Here is a 17,360-nt window from a genome sequence, read left to right as displayed (position 1 = left end):
CGTTAAATTCCTATCACGATGCCGTCAAAAGATCGTGCTGACTGAAACACAAAGTCGATGCATCCAATCCGGCTGTCGTTTGTTATTGTCGGCAGCTTCACCGCATCGTGCCTTCCGAAAATCAGGATCGATTTCGGAAGGCACGGCACATTGAGTCAAAATGTTTAGAGCGTCCTTTGCGCGTTCAAAAGGGCGCGCGGCGCTATAAGGGAGACCCCCATGACAGATGCAGCCAAGATTCGCGAACGTATGGAAGTGATCGGCGCCGACGGGGTCCATGTCGGTACCGTCGACAAGGTTGACGGAGATCGCATCAAGCTGACCAAGCGCGACAGCGGTGAGGGCGCTCACAGGGGTCATCACCACTTCATTCCTCTCAGCCTTGTCGCCGAGGTCGAGGGCCAGAAGGTGCGGCTGTCGGCAAACTCAGACGTTGCGGTCACGTTCGAGGAAGAAAAATCCGACCCCACTTGATCATAAGTCCAGTCCGGTTACGGCAAATCCGAATGAGCCCTGCGCGGTCAGCGCGACGACCAGACCGGGAACAGATCGCTCTCGGCCGGCGTCGCGGCAAAGACGCCGCGGCTGATGGCGCGCGCCATCGTGGCGCCGGCGGCGGCGTAGAGATCGATCGCATCGTTGGGCCTGAGCTCGATGCCACTCTTGCCCGTTGCCAGCGCGAAGACCAGATCGCCGTCTGCGGGCGTGTGCGTCGGCCAAATGGCACGGACAAAGCCGTCATGCGCTGATATCGCCAGGCGTTTGGCGGCGGCCTTCGTGAGTACCGCGTCGGTGGCGATCACGGCGATGGTCGTATTGGCGCCGGTTTCCGCCTGCTCTGCGGCATGCTTGTCACGGAACTTCAGCAGGATCTTTCTGGCATCGTCAGGCATTGGGTGGGGAAAGCCTAAGCCGCCGAACTCGTCGCCGATCTCGAACGGCGCCGCCCAGAAATGGCGGGTCCCGGCGACCGTCACCGAGCCCGTCGGGTTGACGGCGGCGAGCGCGCCGATGGTGACGCCGCTGTCCAGCACTGTCGAGGCCGAGCCGAGCCCGCCCTTCAGGCCGGAGCTCAAAGCCCCACTACCAGCGCCGGCAGTGCCGAGCGCAAAGTCGATCGCGGCGGCTTGCGCGGCTTCGTAGCCAAGGTCGCGGTAAGGCGGATACCGGCCCCAATCCTTGTCACCGCCATTGCGCAGGTCGAACAGGATCGCCGCCGGCACGATCGGCACCCGAAAGCCGCCGACCTCGACGCCGATGCCTCTTTCGCGCAAGGCCGCCTGCACCCCCGACGCGGCGTCAAGGCCAAAAGCCGAGCCGCCCGAAAGCACCACGGCATGGATGGCGTGGATCGAATTGTGCGGCTCGAGCAGGTCGGTTTCGCGGGTGCCTGGCGCACCGCCCAGGATTTGCACGCCGGCCACGGCCGGTTCGTCGCAGATGACGGTGGTCACACCGGATTTCAGCTTCGCATTCGCCGCATTGCCGACACGCAGGCCGGCGACGTCGGTGATGAGATTGCGCGGACCCGTACGGAACATCCCCGTGCTGGACATCATTGGCTCTCCGCCGGCACGAAACGGCCGCCGTCGAAACGGTAGGCTCGATAAGGATTTTGCGTCAGGTCACCTTTTTCGTCAAAGCGGATCGGTCCGATCGCCGTGGCGAAGTCATGCGCGGTCAGCACGTTGGCCAGTCTCTCGCCGGAGCTTTGCGTCAATGCCGAAGCCGACTTGGCGATCTCGACCGCGGCATAGGCGGGCAGGGTGTAACCTTCCGGCACGATGTTTTGCCCGGCAAAGCTCTGCAGCACCTTGGGGTCGGCGACATCGGCCCATTCGGGCGGCGCGATCATCAGCGTGCCGATGGCATAAGGCACATCGCCGAGCGGCGCGCGCAACGCTTCGCCGCCCGCAAACACCATGCCGGTATTTAGCTGGCCAGCATCCCGGCCCATAATGGCGACATCATCGCCGTCGCCGCCGACAAAGACATGCGTTGCGCCGGCTTTCTTAAGTCGGCCGATCAGGCCGATCTGGTTGTCGAGCTGCGGCCGGAACGTGTCGACGAACACCGGCTTCAGGGCCGCTTGCTCGGCGGCTGCCCGAAACGTCTCGGCCATTTCGCGGCCATAGATCGTGCCGTCGTCGACGATGGCGAACAGCTCGGTCTGCCATAGGCGGGTGAGGATGGCAGCGACGGCATTGCGCTCGTCGTCGCCGCGCGGCCCGAGACGATAGATCGGCCATCCCGTCTTGGCGCGCCGGTCGGTCAGGCTTTCCGTGCGAACGCCGACTGTGATCACCGGTATGCCGGCATCCTTGAGGATCGGCAGAGCCGCCTCGATTGCGTCCGTGCACAAAAACCCGATGACGACGTGGACCTTGGCCGCGGCGAACTCCCGCGCGGCGGCGGCGCCACCATCGGCCGTGCAGGCGTCATCGATCGTCGTGATTTCGGCGTCGTTCGCTTCAGCCGCCATTGTCGCGCCTGCCTCGATCTGTTTGCCGAGGATCGCCGACGGCCCCGACAGCGGTGCCGCGACGCCGACCAGCAGCCTCTCGGCGCTCGCACCCCCGGCGACCGAGAGCCAGGCCAGCACCGCTATTGTGGTTGTCCAAGGTCGCATGCGAGCGAAGAATTCCTCCGCGCCGGTCGCGTGTTCTGCCGGCGCCAATGCCGTCAAGACCTAAAGGCTGGCCAGCTTTGGCGCAACACGGGAATCCAGGATATACGTCAAGCACTTCGCTTGTGGGCTGCAATATCCCCCCATATATAACGGTTGGTTCTGACTAGTGGAAAATCATCGGTGCTGAAGAAGAATGACATCGGGCCGCAGGCCTACCGCGACGCGATGGCCCATTTTGCCGGTCATGTGCATGTAGTCACCACCGATGGCCCCGCCGGCAGGCGCGGCGCGACGGTGATCGCGGCCTGCTCGGTGTCGGACACGCCGCCAACCATCCTGGTCTGCCTCAATCGCGAAAATCCCAAGAATGAGCCGTTCGTGGAAAACGGCAAATTTGCCCTGAACACGCTGGCTTCGGATCAGGAGCCGCTGTCGATCGGCTTTTCCGGCATGACCGGCCTGCCGGTCGAGGAGCGTTTCGCGTTGGCCGAATGGGATGTGATCTCGACCGGTGCGCCGACGCTGAAGGGCGCGCTCGCTGTCTTCGACTGCGAACTGATCGACTCCAAGGATCTGGCGACCCACCGTGTGCTTTTTGGCAAGGTTACAGGTTTGCGCATCGGCGACAATTTGCGGCCGCTGATCTATCACAACCGCGGCTACCACGCTTTGTAGAGGCTTTCAGATGGCCGCGCCCGCGGAGACAGAATGACCAAGTGGAAAACCGCGTCCGGCGCCGCGGATGATCGACGAGACGCTCGATCTGTTGACCCGTGCGGATTATGTGGCGGACCGGTTGCTGGCAACCGTGCTGTTTTTATGGGTTCGGTCGACCCGCGCCGGTGGATCGAGGCTGGCGTGAAGCGCGTCGCGTAGCCACATGTCTCCCAAGGAGAAAATCATGGAACGCAGTATCTATCTCGATGAGGCTCGCGACCCGCTAATCATCGCGGAGGGCTGGATGAAGGACGGCAAGGATGTCGCCATTGCCACCGTGGTCGAGACCTGGGGCTCGGCGCCGCGGCCGGTCGGCAGCCACCTGGTCATCGACGCCGAAGGCAATTTCCACGGCTCCGTCTCGGGCGGCTGCGTCGAAGGCGCCGTAGTCGCCGAGGCGCTCGAGGTTATCGATAGCGGCAAGGCCAAAATGCTCGAATTCGGCGTCGCAGACGAAACCGCCTGGCAAGTCGGCCTGTCATGCGGCGGCCGCATCAAGGTCTATGTAGAAAGATTGGGTTGATCTCGAATGGATCCCTATGCGCTGAAGACACTCAACGCCGAACGCCGCGCCCGCCGCGCGGCAATCCTGGTCACCGATCTCGGCGACGGCCGCGACCGTGTCGTGCGCGAGGGAGACCGGGTAGCCGGTGAACTCGGGGCGGCCGTCGCCAAGGCATTTCGCACGGGCAATTCTGGTTCGGTCGAAGCTGAGGGGCGCACGTTCTTCCTCAACGCACATCTGCCGCAGCCGCGCCTGGTGGTGATCGGCGCCGTCCACATCAGCCAGGCGCTGGCACCGATGGCCAGGATCGCCGGCTATCCTGTCGAGATCATCGATCCGCGCACGGCCTTTGCCACGCCCGATCGTTTTCCCGATATCGCGCTGCATGCCGAATGGCCACAGGATGTGCTGACGCGTCAGCCGCTCGATAACTATACGGCGCTGGCTGCTCTCACCCACGATCCGAAGATCGACGATTTCGCGCTGAAGGCGGCGCTCGACGCCGGCTGCTTTTATGTCGGCGCGCTCGGCAGCCGCAAGACCCACGCCAAACGTGTGGAACGCCTGCTGGCTTCGGGGGCGACAGCCGACCAGATCGCCCGCATTCATGCCCCGATCGGCCTCGACATTGGAGCTGCCAGCCCGGCCGAGATAGCCGTCGCGGTATTGGCGCAAGCGATCCACGCCTTTCGCTCCCGCGGCCTCGAATCCAAAGGCGCAGTCGCGTGAAATTTGGTCCCGTTGCGATCGATGCGGCCGAAGGGGCAGTGCTTGCGCACGCCACCACAGCCGGAGAGCGCCGCTTCCGCAAGGCGCACCGGTTAAGCGCCGGGGATGTGTCCCTGTTGAAGGCCGCTGGCGTTTCCGAGGTCGTCGCGGCGGTGTTGGCGCCCGATGATCTCAGCGAGGACGTCGCCGCTGAAAAGATCGCCGCATGTATGATCCATCGCAACATCGAGGCGAAGCCTGCCGCGACAGGTAGGGTCAACCTCCACGCGCAGGCTGCCGGCATGTTCACCGTCGACGCGGCGATGATCGACGCCATCAACGCCGTCGATCCGACGATCACCATCGCCACGCTCGCGCAGCATGCGCCGGTCGAAAAAGGTCAGATGGTAGCAACGGTGAAGATCATTCCGTTTGCGGTCGCCTCCGCTTTGGTCGATGCGGTGGCAAGGATCTGCGCGGGCGGCGAGATCTTTGCGGTCAACGCCTATCAGCCGGTGCGCGTCGGCATCATCCAGACGGTGCTGCCCGGCATCAAACCCAGCGTGCTCGACAAGACGCTGCGCGTCACCGAAGCACGCCTGGCGCGTTCGGGCGGCAGGCTGACGGCGGAGCGTCGAACGCCGCATGAAATTATCCCCGTCGCCGAGGCTGCGGCCTCGCTGATCCGCGACAACGATATGGTGGTGATCTTCGGCGCTTCGGCGATGGCCGATTTCGGCGACGTCGTTCCTGCTGCGATCGAAAGGGCGGGCGGCACTGTCATCCGAGCCGGTATGCCGGTCGATCCCGGCAATCTGCTGGTGCTCGGCACACTCGGCGGCAAGCGCATCATCGGTGCGCCGGGCTGCGCCCGCAGTCCCAAGGAGAACGGCTTCGACTGGGTGCTCGACCGGCTGATCGCCGGTCTCGACGTGACCGCCAGGGATATTGCCGGCATGGGTGTCGGCGGGCTGTTGATGGAAATTCCGACGCGGCCGCAACCGCGCGAGCCGTTGCCGGCCAAAGCCGAACCAAAGGTCGAGATCGTACTTCTGGCCGCCGGCCGCTCCAGCCGCATGGGCGGGCCGAACAAACTCTTGGCACTGTTCGATGGCAAGCCTCTGGTCCGCCGCACCGCCGAACGCGCGGTCGGTTCGAAAGCCGCGGCCACCATCGTCGTCACCGGCCACCAGAGCGAGCGCGTGCGCAGTGCACTGTCTGGCCTCGATATGACCTTCGCCGACAATCCGGATTTCGCCGAGGGTCTGTCTTCGTCGCTAAAGGCCGGCATCGCCAAGATTTCCGGCGACGCCGCCGGCGCCATGATTGTCCTCGGCGATATGCCCGGCGTCGCCTCGGCCGACCTCGACAGGCTGATCGAGGCGTTCCGCAGGTCCGAAGGCCGATCGGTGGTGCGGGCCTCGCACGCTGGGCGGCGCGGCAATCCGGTGCTGCTGCCGCGCTCGCTGTTTGCCGCGATCGCTCACCTCCAAGGCGATACCGGCGCCCGCCATCTGGTCGAGGCCGAAGGGCTCGACGTCATCGATGTCGAGATCGGCGAAGGGGCAGCGATCGATGTCGACACGCGCGAGGCGCTGGAAGGCGCCGGCGGCGTGCTGCAGGATTGACAAACCGAAGCCGAAAAACGCATGGCTGAGGGATGGCCTTTCGTTCCTGCTTCCGGTTCCGCTTGCCCCCCGCGGGCCTCCCGGCCCTGCCGATGGCGATTCTTTTGCAGCTCTTTTGTGTCGCCTACGCCAACGCTCTCGAACTCAAACCCTTCAAGGACGATCTGTTCGCCTATCCGGTCACACTCTCGTCCGAGAGCAACGGCGCCTATACGGTGGTCGATTATCGTGAGCTGCGCGACATCAACGCTCGTGACGAAGTGCCTGAGCGTCGTGTGCACGCGCAATACACCGAAACCGGCGTGCGCAAGGTGCAGCAGGATCTCTTGCTGAAGACCGACGCCGGCGATGTCCGCCACATTGCCGTCGGCAAGACCGGGGGCGCCAGCATCATCGTGCTTTATCTGCACGGGCAGGGCGGCAGCCGTAAGCAGGGCACCGACGACTTCACCTTCGGCGGTAATTTCAACCGCATCAAGAACCTGATGGCGGGCAATGGCGGTCTCTATCTATCGCCGGACTTTTCCGATTTCGGCGACACAGGTGCCGCCCAGATCGCCGCGCTGATCGACCACTATGCCGAACAATCGCCGAGCGCAAAAATCTTCGTCGCCTGCGGCTCGATGGGCGGCTCATTATGCTGGAAGCTGGCCGCCCGCAATGATACCGGCCGGCGCATCGATGGGCTGCTGCTGCTAGGCTCGCTATGGGACGAGAGTTTCTTCTCAAGCCCCGCCTTCAAGCGTCGTGTGCCGGTCTTCTTCGGCCAAGGCAGCAAGGACCCGGTGTTTCCAATCGAGAAACAGGAAGCCTTCTTCCGCTCCATCCTGGCCAAATCAAAGAGCTATCCCACACGCTTCGTCCGCTTCGAGACCGGCACGCACGGCACGCCCATCCGCATGACCGACTGGCGCGGCACGCTCAACTGGATGTTGTCGGAGGCCCCTTAAGGCGCGGTATTGTAGTCGACGACCGTCTGCGGATTTTCCTCGCCGTCATAAGACGCGTCGACGTCGTACTGGACCAGGGAAAAATCGCCGTTGCGAAACAGATAGGTCCCCGACGAAGAGGCATCGCCGATGCCGCGCCATTTGTTGAAGGTGGTGATCGTCTTGGTCTCTTCGTCGTAATCGGAATTGGTTGCCCAGCCGGAGGTCTGGAAGCCAACTATGGTCATGCCCAGCAATTTGCCGTCGCTGTCATTGTTCTCGTAGCGGATGTCCATTTCAGGTTCGGCGAACTGCAATTGTCTTACGCCAAGCACGTCGTCGCTCATGTAATAGATCGAGTTTTCGTTGTAGGCCGCGGCCGAGCAGGCGAAATGGAAAAGCCGCGTTTCGCTTTCGGGATCGCTGGCAGCCGCATCCTTGTCCTTGTAGTGGATCGAGAAAATATCCGGCTTCTGCGCCAAAAGATCCTTGTCGCACTGGTCGCCATAGGTCGCGGCAAACGCCTTGTTGGCCTGCTCAAGCGCTGCGTCCTTCTTCGGCGGCGGCGGTCCTTCGCCGCAGCTTGCCGGCACGGCATCCTCGAAATCGGCCTTTGAGGGTTTCAGCGCACCCTTGTCGATGAAGATCGAGCGAAATGGCGGTTGCTGGATCGAGGCGTTGATCTGGCGCAGCGTATAGCAGCCGGCAAAGACATTCTCGCTGCCGTCCTTGGCCGTCGCCCGGATGGCGACCGGAACGCTGTAGTAGATGCTGCCGGCAGCCCCGTCTTCGGATACGCCACCGGTTTTGACTTCGACCGTGTCCGTGCCGTCATAGCCTTTGACGAAGGAATTGAAATCCTTGGCCGGCTTGGTGCCGCCGAAATAGTCCCAGGCGCGCGCGAATTCGTGCCGGCTGATGGCACTATAAAGCGACCGGATCACCGCTTCGGCATTCGACCTGTCGTCGATATAAGGCGCGTCTGCGGCGAGCGCCGATTGGCCGGCAACGACAAGAGAGATAAAGGCGGTCGCTGCAAAAAGGGCGCGTCTCATCGGGAACCTCCACTCGATAAAAAATCCTATCATATCGATTGCGGCGACGTGGTGACGCTTGAACAATCGCCTGCGAAAGCGCTACCTCTCGCCATAGGCAGTAGGGCCGCGTGGAGATTTCTTGTGACCATATCAATGTATGAAGCATCCGTGCCGGTATTTTCGGCGAGGCTGAAGTCACTAGCCAATGTGCTGAACATTGCCGAGCAAAATGCGGCTGATCGCAAGATTGATCCGCAGGTGTATCTGACGGCGAGGCTGGCGCCGGACATGTTTGCGCTGACCAGGCAGGTACAGATTGCCACCGATCACGCCAAGGGCGCGCCGTCGCGGCTTGCCGGGCGTGAGGTGCCAAAATACGAGGATAATGAGACGAGCTTCGTTGATCTGCAGGCCCGCCTTACCAAGACGCTCGACTATCTCGCGACATTTTCGGCGGCCGAATTCGATGGTTCAGATGACAGGATGGTCGAACTGCGGCTTGCCGGGCGCGAGGTTTCGATGCCGGGAATGCAGTATCTGCTGCATGCCGCCATGCCCAATTTCTACTTCCACCTGACCACCGCCTACGACATCCTGCGCCACAACGGCGTGCCATTGGGCAAGTCGATCTTCCTCGGATTGCGTTGAGATCAGCTCGTGAGATATCCCGCTGCGGCGGGATATCTCACGAGCGCGCTGTTTAGCGTATGGACATTTCCCGGGCGATGCGCGGGAAATCGGCCGGCTTGACGCCGATATCGGCGCGATCGGCATTGCTCATCGAATGGAGCAGCGCCAGTGCCGCACGATAACGCAGCTGTTCCCGCGGACGCGGACGGGCGAACATTTCAGTGAAGAATCCCATGATTCAAGCCCTTTATTGAACCTCCACGGCCGTCAATATAGGCAGATCATGACAATTGTGCAGTGCAGCATTCGCATGGCAGCCATGCTGCCCTGATCTTTTTTGACATAATTCGGCTGTTCCGGCGAAACTTCGGCGGTGCTTCGACCGTAGGCCTCAGTGCCGGCACTTGGCCGGTTTTTTGTTGGCCGCAGCGAAAACTCCGTTCGCCGGCATCCCGGGAAAGTCGCCTGGCCTGCCGTCGGTGGGCTTGGAAGCGGGCGGCGCTTTCCTGTATGCTATTGCTTCCTCCTCGCGCAGCCGCGCAAAATTCCCGCCGGAGAAACTCCATGCACAAACGCCGTCTCGGCCAGACCGATCTTTTCGTGTCGCAAATCTGCCTCGGATCGATGACCTGGGGCCAGCAGAACACCGAGGCGGACGGTCACGCCCAGATGGATCTGGCGTTTGCTCGCGGTGTCAATTTCATCGACACCGCCGAACTCTATCCGATCCCGCCCAAGGCGGAGACACAAGGCCGGACCGAGGCAATCATTGGCAATTGGATGAAGGAGAAGCGCAATCGGGACCAAGTGATCATCGCCTCGAAGGTAGTTGGTCGCACCGCCAACACTTGGTTTCGCGGCGACCGCCCGTCTAAACTGGTGCGCGCCGATATCTTCGACGCTATTGATAAGTCACTCGCCAGGCTCAACACCGATTACATCGACCTATATCAGATCCATTGGCCGGAACGCGACGTGCCGTGGGGCGCCAATCCGAACCGCATCGGTACCTTGCCGCGACGCTCCGATGCCGCGGGCGTGCAGGAAGGCGAGACGCCGATCGCCGAGACGCTTGCCGTATTCGATGAACTGGTGAAGGCCGGTAAGATCCGCCATTTCGGCCTGTCGAACGAGAATTCCTGGGGCGTCATGCGTTTCATTGCCGAAGCCGACAAGGGCCTCGGCCCGCGCGTCGCGTCGCTGCAGAACGCCTATAATTTCGTCAATCGCACCTTCGAGGTGAACCTTGCCGAAGTCTGCGTGCGCGAGCAGGTGTCGCTGCTTGCCTATTCACCGCTGGCGCAAGGCTATTTGACCGGCAAATACGATCATGGCGCGCGGCCGCAGGGCTCGCGCTCGCAGTTGTTCAACCGCGGCCAGCGCTACGAGACTCCGAATGCTGCCGAGGTGCAGCTCGAATACAACCGGTTGGCGCGCACCTTCGGCATGGAGCCGGCGCTGTTTGCCAATGCCTATGTCTCGAACCGGCCCTTGGTCACCTCGAACATCATCGGCGCCACCACCATTTCGCAACTCGAAATGGCGCTCTCTTCCGCCGACGTGGTCTGGACCGAGGACATGCAGAAGGCCGTTGATGCAGTCCATCAGCGCGTCGGCAATCCGTGCCCTTGATGCGTCGGGACGTGGTTGTCCGATCGTCATAAGGAGAGGGGAACAGCCATGGGCTTCCGGATCGACGCGGTGCGCGCGAAATTTCCGGCTTTGTCGCTGACCGACAAGGGCCGCCGGCGCATCTATCTCGACAATCCTGCCGGCACGCAGGTCCCGCAGTCGGTGGCGGACGCGGTGTCACGCTGCCTGCTGACCACCAATGCCAACCTCGGCGGCTTCTTCGAGACCACCATTGCGGCACAGGACATTGTCGACGAGGCCCATCTGGCGATGGCCGATTTCCTGGGTGCGGCAAGTCCGCAGGAAATTATCGTCGGTGCCAACATGACGACATTGACCTACCACATGTCGCGAACGCTCGGCCGCACGATGAAGCCCGGGGACGAGATCATCCTCACCCGCATGGACCATGAGGGCAACGTCTCACCCTGGCTGCAACTGGCTGAAGACCTTGGCCTTGTCGTGCGCTGGCTGCCTTTCGACCAGCAGAGCTGGCAGATCGAGGAGGCGGCGCTCGCCGCGTTGCTTTCCGAGAGGACGCGGCTCGTCGCGCTCAACTACGCCAGCAATCTCACCGGGTCGATCAACCGGGTGAAGGCGTTGACCGGCATCGCTAGAGGGGCTGGTGCGTTGGTCTACGTCGATGCCGTCCAGTTCGCGCCGCATGGTCTGATCGACGTCCAAAACCTCGGCTGCGATTTCCTGATCTGCTCGGCGTACAAGTTCTTCGGCCCGCATATGGGAATTTTGTGGGGCAGGCTGGACGTTATCGATGCGCTTAAGCCGTATAAATGCCGTTGCTCGTCCAATGCCTTGCCGGAGCGCTTCGAGCTCGGCACGCCGCAAATTGAATTGATGGCCGGCCTGTCGGCCGCTGTCGATTATTTTGCCGAGTTGGGAGCGGCAGCTGGCGCGCAAGGGTCGCGTCGGCGGAAAATCGCCAAGGCCTTCGAAGTCTCAATCGCTTACGAGAACCCGCTGACGCAACAGTTGATCGACGGTCTGTCGGATATTGCCGGCCTGACCATCCACGGCATCACCGATCCGAAGCGGATGGATGAGCGTGTGCCGACGGTGTCGTTCACTGTCGAAGGCATAGCGCCGGAGACGATCGTGCGGCAGATGAATGCGGAAAACATCTTCCTGTGGTCCGGCCACAACTACGCCTGGGAGATCGTCCACCAGCTCGGCATTCCGGCCGAGCAGGGCGTGGTGCGCATCGGCATCGCCCATTACAACACTGCAGCCGAGATCGACGAGACGCTGGAGAGCGTGCACCGCGTTGTCGCCATGCTGAGGCAGGAGCGATCCTGAGCGGGCCACGCCGACGGATCATCGCTTGTGGGCGCCGCCAAAACCGGTGAGGAAGGCGGTGAGATTGTCGCCGAGCTCGTCGCACAGATAACCGCCTTCCTGGACGATGACCGTTGGCAGGCCGAGCCGGGCGATCGCCTCGCCAATGCGCGAAAAACCAGGCGTGCTCACCGTCAGCCCGCCGAACGGATCACCTTCGAAGGCGTCTAGCCCCAGCGCGACCACAAGCGCATCGGGCGAGAAGGCGTTGATGCGCTGGAACGCTGCCGCCAGTGCTTCGAGGAAAGCCGCATCGCCGGATTTGCGCGGCAGCGGCAGGTTGAGATTGTAGCCGAGGCCGGCGCCTTCGCCGCGCTCGTCGGCATGGCCCCAGAAAAACGGATAGAACCGCACCGGGTCGGCATGCAGCGACACGGTGAGCACGTCCGGCCGGGCATAGAAGATGCCTTGCGTGCCATTGCCGTGATGCAGGTCGACGTCGAGGATCGCCACCCGCGCCGCCTGCTTGCGCAGAACCTGTGCGGCGACCGCCGAATTGTTGATGAAGCAGAAGCCGCCGGCGACGTCGGCAAAGGCGTGATGGCCGGGCGGCCGGCACAGCGCATAGGCGGCCGGCGCCCCCGACATCACCGCCTCGGCGGTTTCAACCGCGCTCCAGGCGCTCCAAAGCGCGCTCTGCCACGTCTCGCCGGAGATCGGGCAGGCTGTGTCGGCCATGTGGTAGCCGGCTTGGCCTACCGCCGAGGCCGGATAGCAGCCGTTCCGCGCGATCGGGTGGATGTTGGGGATGACCTCGGCCGAGGCGCCCTCGATGCGCTGCCAGCGCGCGAAGATATGGTGAAGGAACTCGAGATATTCCGGCGTATGTACCGCGGCAATCGGGCCGAGTCCGTGATCCCGCGGCCGTTCGATCGTGCAGCCGGCAGCCTTTGCGCCGGCCAACAATCGCTCGATCCGTTCCGGCTTTTCCGGATTGGGCTGCGGCGCGCCGCTGGAGAGGAACGCCTTCGGGTCGTGGCGCTTCTGTTCTTCGGCATAGAAGGCTTTCATGTTGGCTCCTCCGGTGCATCGGCGAAGGCGAAAAAGGCGTCGCCGACGATCTTCTGCACCTGCTCGTAGCTGGACCAGGCAATGCCCAACCGTTCGTAAAAAGCCTTGGCGGTCTCGTTGTCGGAATCGACGGACAGCTTGAGATAGACGCCGCCGTCCTTCCGGCATTGCGCCGCGACCCGGCGCAGCAGGCGCTCGCCGATCCTGCGGCCGCGAAAACGGTCCTCGACATAGAGATCCTGCACATAGACGCCGGGCCGTCCCATCCATGTCGAGAAGATTGGAAAATGCAGGCAAAGCCCGGCAAACTCGCCGCCGACCTCGGCGATCAGGGTCGAGAAGGCAGGCTTCTCGCCAAAGCCATAGGTGCGGAGATCCCGAGCTGTCGAGGTGATCTCCTGATGTGCGCCGACATGCGCGCCGAGCCGTAGGAGCGCGGCGTGGATGGTTTCGACGTCCTCCACCCGGCCGGCGCGGATGACGATGTCTCTTGACGGTGGGTTGGTCACGGCCGCATCTCAGAACGCCACACGGTCGCCGCCCTTGAGCGCCAGCATCTGCCGCGCCTCGGCCGGGGTCGCGACGTCCAGCGACAATCCGTCGAGCACGCTGCGGATGCGGCGCACCTGGTCGGCATTGGACTTGGCGAGTTGGCGCCCGTCGTAGAGGCTGTCCTCCAGCCCGACGCGGACGTTGCCGCCCATCGCCGCCGCAATCGAGATCATCGGCATCTGGTGGCGTCCGGCGGCCAGCACCGAAAATTGGTAGCTGTCGCCGAACAGTTTGTCGGCGATGCGCTTCATGTGGATCAGGTTTTCTGGATCGGCGCCGATGCCGCCAAGGATGCCCAAAACAAACTGGATGAACAAAGGTCCAGACACCAGCCGACGATCGCGAAAATGCGCCAGCGAATAGAGATGGCCGACATCGTAGCACTCGAATTCGAAGCGCGTGCCGCAACCGCGCCCGAGCTTCTCGAGCACCGTCTCCATGTCGGCAAAGGTGTTTTTGAAGATCGTGTCGCGGGTGGCCTCGAGCAGTTTCGGCTCCCATTCGTGCTGCCATTCCCGCGGCCGCTCGAGCATCGGGAACAGCGCAAAGTTCATCGAACCCATATTGAGCGAACACATTTCCGGCTCGGCCCTGAGCGGCGCGGCCAGCCGCTGGTCGAGCGTCATCAGCGACGATCCGCCGGTGGTGATGTTGATCACCGCATCAGTCGCCTGCTTGATGCGCGGCAGGAACTGCATGAACACCTCGGGGTCGGCGGTCGGCCGCCCATCATTAGGGTCGCGGGCATGAAGATGCAGGATCGAAGCGCCGGCCTCGGCGGCGGCGATTGCGTGTGCGGCGATCTGGTCCGGCGTCACTGGCAGATGCGGCGACATCGACGGGGTGTGCACCGACCCGGTGACGGCGCAGGTGATGATGACTTTGCGCGGTGCCATGGTTCGTTCCTCAGCCTTCGACCGGCAGGTCGAGCTCGCCGGCCAGCACCTCGAGCGCGTCACCGATGATGGATATGATCTCGCCGATCTGCGCGGCGGTGACGATCATCGGCGGCGCAACCATGAAATTGTCGCCGTCGACACCGCCCTTGACCTTGCGTCCGTAGATGATCAAGCCGCGCTCATAGGCGAGGTCGAGCAGGCGCTGAGTGGCCTTTTTCGCCGGCTCGATCGGCCTCAGCGTGTCCGGATCGGCGACCATTTCGGCACCGGTGAGCAGGCCCTTGCCGCGGACGTCGGCGATGAACGGAAACCGCTTCGCCAATCCCTTCAGCTCGGCCATCAATAGCTCGCCCATGACAGCCGCGTTCGCGATCAGGCCGAGACGGTCCATCTCGCCGAGCACGGCGAGCCCGGCGGCGCAGGCGAGCGGATTGCCGGCATAGGTATGGCCGTGCTGGAAGCCGCCCGACGCGGAGCAATGGCTGCACCAGCCGCATCGGTACCGCCAGCGCACCGAGCGGGGCATAGCCCGAGCCCAGCCCCTTCGACAGCGCGACGATGTCAGGCTTGCAGTTCCAGTGGTCGCCGCCAAGGAATTTTCCGGTGCGGCCGGCACCGCTCATCACTTCGTCATGGATGAGCAGGATGCCGTAGCGATCGCAGATCTCGCGGATGCGCGGATAATAGCTGTCGGGCGCCACCAATGCAGCCGTGGCAGCGCCGCCGACCGGCTCCATGATGAAGGCGAGCACGCTCTGCGGTCCCTCGGCGAGGATCTTTTCCTCCAGCATGTCGGCGTAGCGGATACCGCGCTGTTCCATCGAAAGATTGTCGCGGTCACGCCAGGCGGTGGGCGCCGGCACCGTCGGCATGACCTGCATCATCGGCGCAAAAGTTTCGGCCAGCGCATCGTCGCCGGTGACGGCGAGCGCGCCGAGCGTGCCGCCATGATAGGACGGAAAGCGCGTGATCACCTTCCAGCGGCTGGGCTGGCCGATGGCGACCGCCCATTGCCGCGCCAGCTTGACGCAGGATTCCGTTGCCTCCGAGCCGCCGGAGACGAAAAAGATGCGGTCCAGGCCCTCGGGGAGTTTGGCCGCCAGTTGCCGCGCGAGCTCCTCTGCCGGTTCGTTCTCGAAATGCAGGCGGTAGGCGAAGGTGGCGCGGTCCATCTGCCGTTTCATCGCGTCGAGCACGTTGCGGTTGGAATGGCCGATATTGGCGACCATCGGCCCGCTCGATCCGTCGATGAAGCGGCGGCCATCTTGCGTCCACATGTAGATGCCTTCGGCGCGGTCGATCAGCGGCCGGCGCAGGCTGGACAGATAAAACAGATGCGAGGCTTCGCGGGCTTCCGGGGCAGGGGACTTCAGCATGTCATGACTTTCCGAGATAGCGGTCGAGGACATTTCTGGTTACACGCTCGACCATCGCATCCTGCCTTAGCAGGCCGGCAACCCATTCGCAGCTTCCGGCGTGAAACACCTCGCCTTTGCCGCGCCGGAAATTGACGATCATGCCGTTGCCGCGTTTGACCTTGTCGAGATTGGCGTCGCTTGCCTCGCCGAACAGCGTTTCGGCGGTGAAGCGGCCGTCCTCGTCGCCGAGGAACTGGTCCTCGAACGGAATGTCGGCGCTTTCCTCGACCTGGGCAGCCATGCCGACCGCGAGCACCTGCAGGCCGTCCGGTGCGCCGCTGTCGGGCGTGGGGTAGGGTAGGCCGCCGCGGATCTCGAAATCGAGCCCATCGACCTCATAGCCATAGACATGGCTGTCGGCGCCGAGCAGGTCGCCATAGTAGATGCCGGTACCGGCAAAGGCCCAATGCTCCGGCCGGTAGACCGGAAAGCCGCGCACACCGCGCGGCGCACAGCCACCCCAGCCGGCATAGACGCCTCGCGTCGCGTTGAGCCCAAAAGTCGATGCACCCGGCCGGCCGATTTCCGGCGCCTCCCAGGAATTGGTGGCGCGCCTCACATCGCCGCCGTGATAGGCCGGGTCCTCGGCGCGGGCGCGGTATTTGTAGCAGACCTGCCGGCGGCCTTCGTCCTCCAGCCTGGTCTGCCACATGAAATTGCCGGCAAAGCGCGCCGCATGGCCGCCGCGCTCGACATAGGTGTCGACCGCATCGCGCATTTCCCAGGTCCAATATTCGTCGTGGCCGACGAAGACGACGCAGTCATAGCCGTCGAGGATGTCGGGCGAAAAATGCAGGTCGTGCTGGCTGGCGAGATCGACGGCGTAGCCGGCACGCTCGGCGAAGCGGAAGAAATGGCTGTCGTAGCTTGCCCAGCCGGCTGAGGCGTATTTCTTCGAATGGCCGGTGGCAAAGGCCCATTCCATGTGCGGATAGCGCGGCACGGTTTTTGGCGGCACCGCGACTTCGAGCGGCACGCGCGGCGCATCCTTGGGCAGCACGACGAAGCCGCGGCACCAAGGCCGCTGCGTCGACACCATTCGTGCATACTGGTCGCGGGCCGGCCCGGTGATGCCTTCGTAATGGTTGGAACCGCCCCATGTGTTGTAGGCGAGCCAGGTGCCGGTGGCCGCGACCTGCAGCACGCGGCCGGGTTGCTTGCCGGGCTGCGGCGAGACGATGAAAAGGTGATGACAGCGGATCGGCTTACCGTCGTGACCGTCCGCTTCAAGCGTCACGCGATAGGCGCCGGATGGCCAGTCGTCGCCGATGCGAAACTCGAACGACGCTTGCCAGCCGCAGCCTTCGACCGAACATTGATCCGGCGTATCTTGCCAGCGCGCCGCAATCCCGGTCCTTTCGAACATTGTCGTTTCCGCGCCGCCGTCGCGGATGATCGCGATGCCGAAACCGGCGGCCGTCGAACTGACATGCAGCGCCACCATCTCGCCGGGGCGATAGGAAAAACGGTCGCTGTAGCACCAGATTTCGCCGCGCCCGCCATCCATACCGAGCCATTCCCAGTAATGGCTGCGCACCGCCTGGCGTCGCTGCTCCGGCGTCAGTCCGAAATCGGGAAACTCGGTCGGCAGATGGTTCATGGACACCGCTAAGGTCGAAGGCCGCCATTTCGGCTATCCGCCGGCCAAGCGTCAATTGGAAACGATCGGGCCAGCCATTGCCGGGCTGCTCACTTGGCCTTGCCTGACAAAC

17 protein-coding genes and 2 pseudogenes are annotated in these 17,360 nt (G+C 63.3%); 10 read left to right on the top strand and 9 right to left on the bottom strand.

Translation table 11 applies throughout. The annotated features are described in order from the left end of the window. Positions 1-219: 219 nt before the first annotated feature. Positions 220-474, top strand: a complete 255-nt coding sequence (locus NKI79_RS23430; RefSeq protein WP_254817658.1) for a DUF2171 domain-containing protein — start codon at positions 220-222, stop codon at positions 472-474. A 47-nt stretch (positions 475-521) separates the two neighbouring features. Here the strand turns inward: NKI79_RS23430 and NKI79_RS23425 are convergent, their stop codons facing one another. After that, the gene (locus tag NKI79_RS23425) at positions 522-1,541 is read right to left on the bottom strand and encodes a P1 family peptidase (RefSeq protein ID WP_352477511.1); all 1,020 of its coding nucleotides are present in this window, start codon (positions 1,539-1,541) and stop codon (positions 522-524) included. A gap of 14 nt (positions 1,542-1,555) precedes the next feature. Further along, positions 1,556-2,629 (bottom strand): branched-chain amino acid ABC transporter substrate-binding protein, encoded by a 1,074-nt coding sequence (locus tag NKI79_RS23420; protein ID WP_352804883.1) that lies wholly within the window; start codon positions 2,627-2,629, stop codon positions 1,556-1,558. 180 nt (positions 2,630-2,809) lie between these two features. Between NKI79_RS23420 and NKI79_RS23415 the strand changes: the two genes are divergently transcribed. From NKI79_RS23415 to NKI79_RS23395, 6 genes and pseudogenes are all read left to right on the top strand, one after another. Then, on the top strand, positions 2,810-3,304 hold the full coding sequence (locus NKI79_RS23415) for a flavin reductase (protein ID WP_352506415.1): 495 nt from the start codon (positions 2,810-2,812) through the stop codon (positions 3,302-3,304). A gap of 67 nt (positions 3,305-3,371) precedes the next feature. After that, positions 3,372-3,467 (top strand): annotated as a pseudogene (locus NKI79_RS33325) (AAA family ATPase); the annotation flags it as partial. A 63-nt stretch (positions 3,468-3,530) separates the two neighbouring features. Next, positions 3,531-3,869, top strand: a complete 339-nt coding sequence (locus tag NKI79_RS23410; protein ID WP_352804880.1) for an XdhC family protein — start codon at positions 3,531-3,533, stop codon at positions 3,867-3,869. 6 nt (positions 3,870-3,875) lie between these two features. Beyond that, a complete protein-coding gene (locus NKI79_RS23405) occupies positions 3,876-4,580 on the top strand; it encodes an XdhC family protein (protein WP_352506413.1) in 705 nt (234 codons plus the stop codon). Beyond that, positions 4,577-6,187, top strand: coding sequence for an NTP transferase domain-containing protein (locus NKI79_RS23400; protein ID WP_352804878.1), 1,611 nt, complete (start codon positions 4,577-4,579; stop codon positions 6,185-6,187). The genes NKI79_RS23405 and NKI79_RS23400 overlap by 4 nt, the downstream gene beginning before the upstream one ends. Positions 6,188-6,279: 92 nt before the next feature. Next, a complete protein-coding gene (locus NKI79_RS23395) occupies positions 6,280-7,137 on the top strand; it encodes an alpha/beta hydrolase family protein (protein WP_352477380.1) in 858 nt (285 codons plus the stop codon). Here NKI79_RS23395 and NKI79_RS23390 read toward each other — a convergent pair. After that, on the bottom strand, positions 7,134-8,171 hold the full coding sequence (locus tag NKI79_RS23390; RefSeq protein WP_352804876.1) for a DUF1176 domain-containing protein: 1,038 nt from the start codon (positions 8,169-8,171) through the stop codon (positions 7,134-7,136). The two genes, NKI79_RS23395 and NKI79_RS23390, sit on opposite strands and share 4 nt — an antisense overlap. 123 nt (positions 8,172-8,294) lie before the next feature. On the opposite strand from NKI79_RS23390, the gene NKI79_RS23385 reads away from it, so the two are divergent. Then, positions 8,295-8,801, top strand: a complete 507-nt coding sequence (locus NKI79_RS23385; protein WP_254817666.1) for a DUF1993 domain-containing protein — start codon at positions 8,295-8,297, stop codon at positions 8,799-8,801. Positions 8,802-8,853: 52 nt separating this feature from the next. On the opposite strand, the gene NKI79_RS23380 is transcribed toward NKI79_RS23385, so the two are convergent. Continuing rightward, positions 8,854-9,018: a hypothetical protein gene (locus NKI79_RS23380; protein ID WP_352804874.1), complete on the bottom strand. Its 165-nt coding sequence runs from the start codon at positions 9,016-9,018 to the stop codon at positions 8,854-8,856. A 329-nt stretch (positions 9,019-9,347) separates the two neighbouring features. Between NKI79_RS23380 and NKI79_RS23375 the strand changes: the two genes are divergently transcribed. Further along, positions 9,348-10,415 (top strand): aldo/keto reductase, encoded by a 1,068-nt coding sequence (locus NKI79_RS23375; protein ID WP_352804872.1) that lies wholly within the window; start codon positions 9,348-9,350, stop codon positions 10,413-10,415. A gap of 48 nt (positions 10,416-10,463) precedes the next feature. Next, positions 10,464-11,729 (top strand): cysteine desulfurase-like protein, encoded by a 1,266-nt coding sequence (locus tag NKI79_RS23370; RefSeq protein ID WP_352804870.1) that lies wholly within the window; start codon positions 10,464-10,466, stop codon positions 11,727-11,729. 18 nt (positions 11,730-11,747) lie between these two features. On the opposite strand, the gene NKI79_RS23365 is transcribed toward NKI79_RS23370, so the two are convergent. The 5 genes and pseudogenes from NKI79_RS23365 to NKI79_RS23345 form a co-directional block, all read right to left on the bottom strand. Continuing rightward, positions 11,748-12,779 carry a histone deacetylase family protein gene (locus NKI79_RS23365; RefSeq protein ID WP_352804867.1) on the bottom strand — a complete coding sequence of 344 codons (1,032 nt, stop codon included), beginning with the start codon at positions 12,777-12,779 and terminating at the stop codon, positions 11,748-11,750. After that, entirely contained in the window at positions 12,776-13,288 is a 513-nt protein-coding gene (locus NKI79_RS23360) for a GNAT family N-acetyltransferase (RefSeq protein ID WP_352804865.1), read from the bottom strand. The genes NKI79_RS23365 and NKI79_RS23360 overlap by 4 nt, the downstream gene beginning before the upstream one ends. 9 nt (positions 13,289-13,297) lie before the next feature. Beyond that, positions 13,298-14,227, bottom strand: coding sequence for a 3,5-dioxohexanoate:acetyl-CoA acetone transferase (kce, locus tag NKI79_RS23355; RefSeq protein WP_352804862.1), 930 nt, complete (start codon positions 14,225-14,227; stop codon positions 13,298-13,300). Positions 14,228-14,237: 10 nt separating this feature from the next. Next, positions 14,238-15,606 (bottom strand): annotated as a pseudogene (locus NKI79_RS23350) (aminotransferase family protein). A 1-nt stretch (position 15,607) separates the two neighbouring features. Continuing rightward, entirely contained in the window at positions 15,608-17,248 is a 1,641-nt protein-coding gene (locus NKI79_RS23345; RefSeq protein WP_352804859.1) for a N,N-dimethylformamidase beta subunit family domain-containing protein, read from the bottom strand. Positions 17,249-17,360: the final 112 nt, after the last annotated feature.

Origin of the sequence: Mesorhizobium sp. M0340, from assembly GCF_040321535.1 — a bacterium.
In the GTDB taxonomy this organism is placed as follows: domain Bacteria; phylum Pseudomonadota; class Alphaproteobacteria; order Rhizobiales; family Rhizobiaceae; genus Mesorhizobium.
Note: the sequence above shows the minus strand (reverse complement) of the source record. Positions and strands in the feature narration are given on the sequence as shown.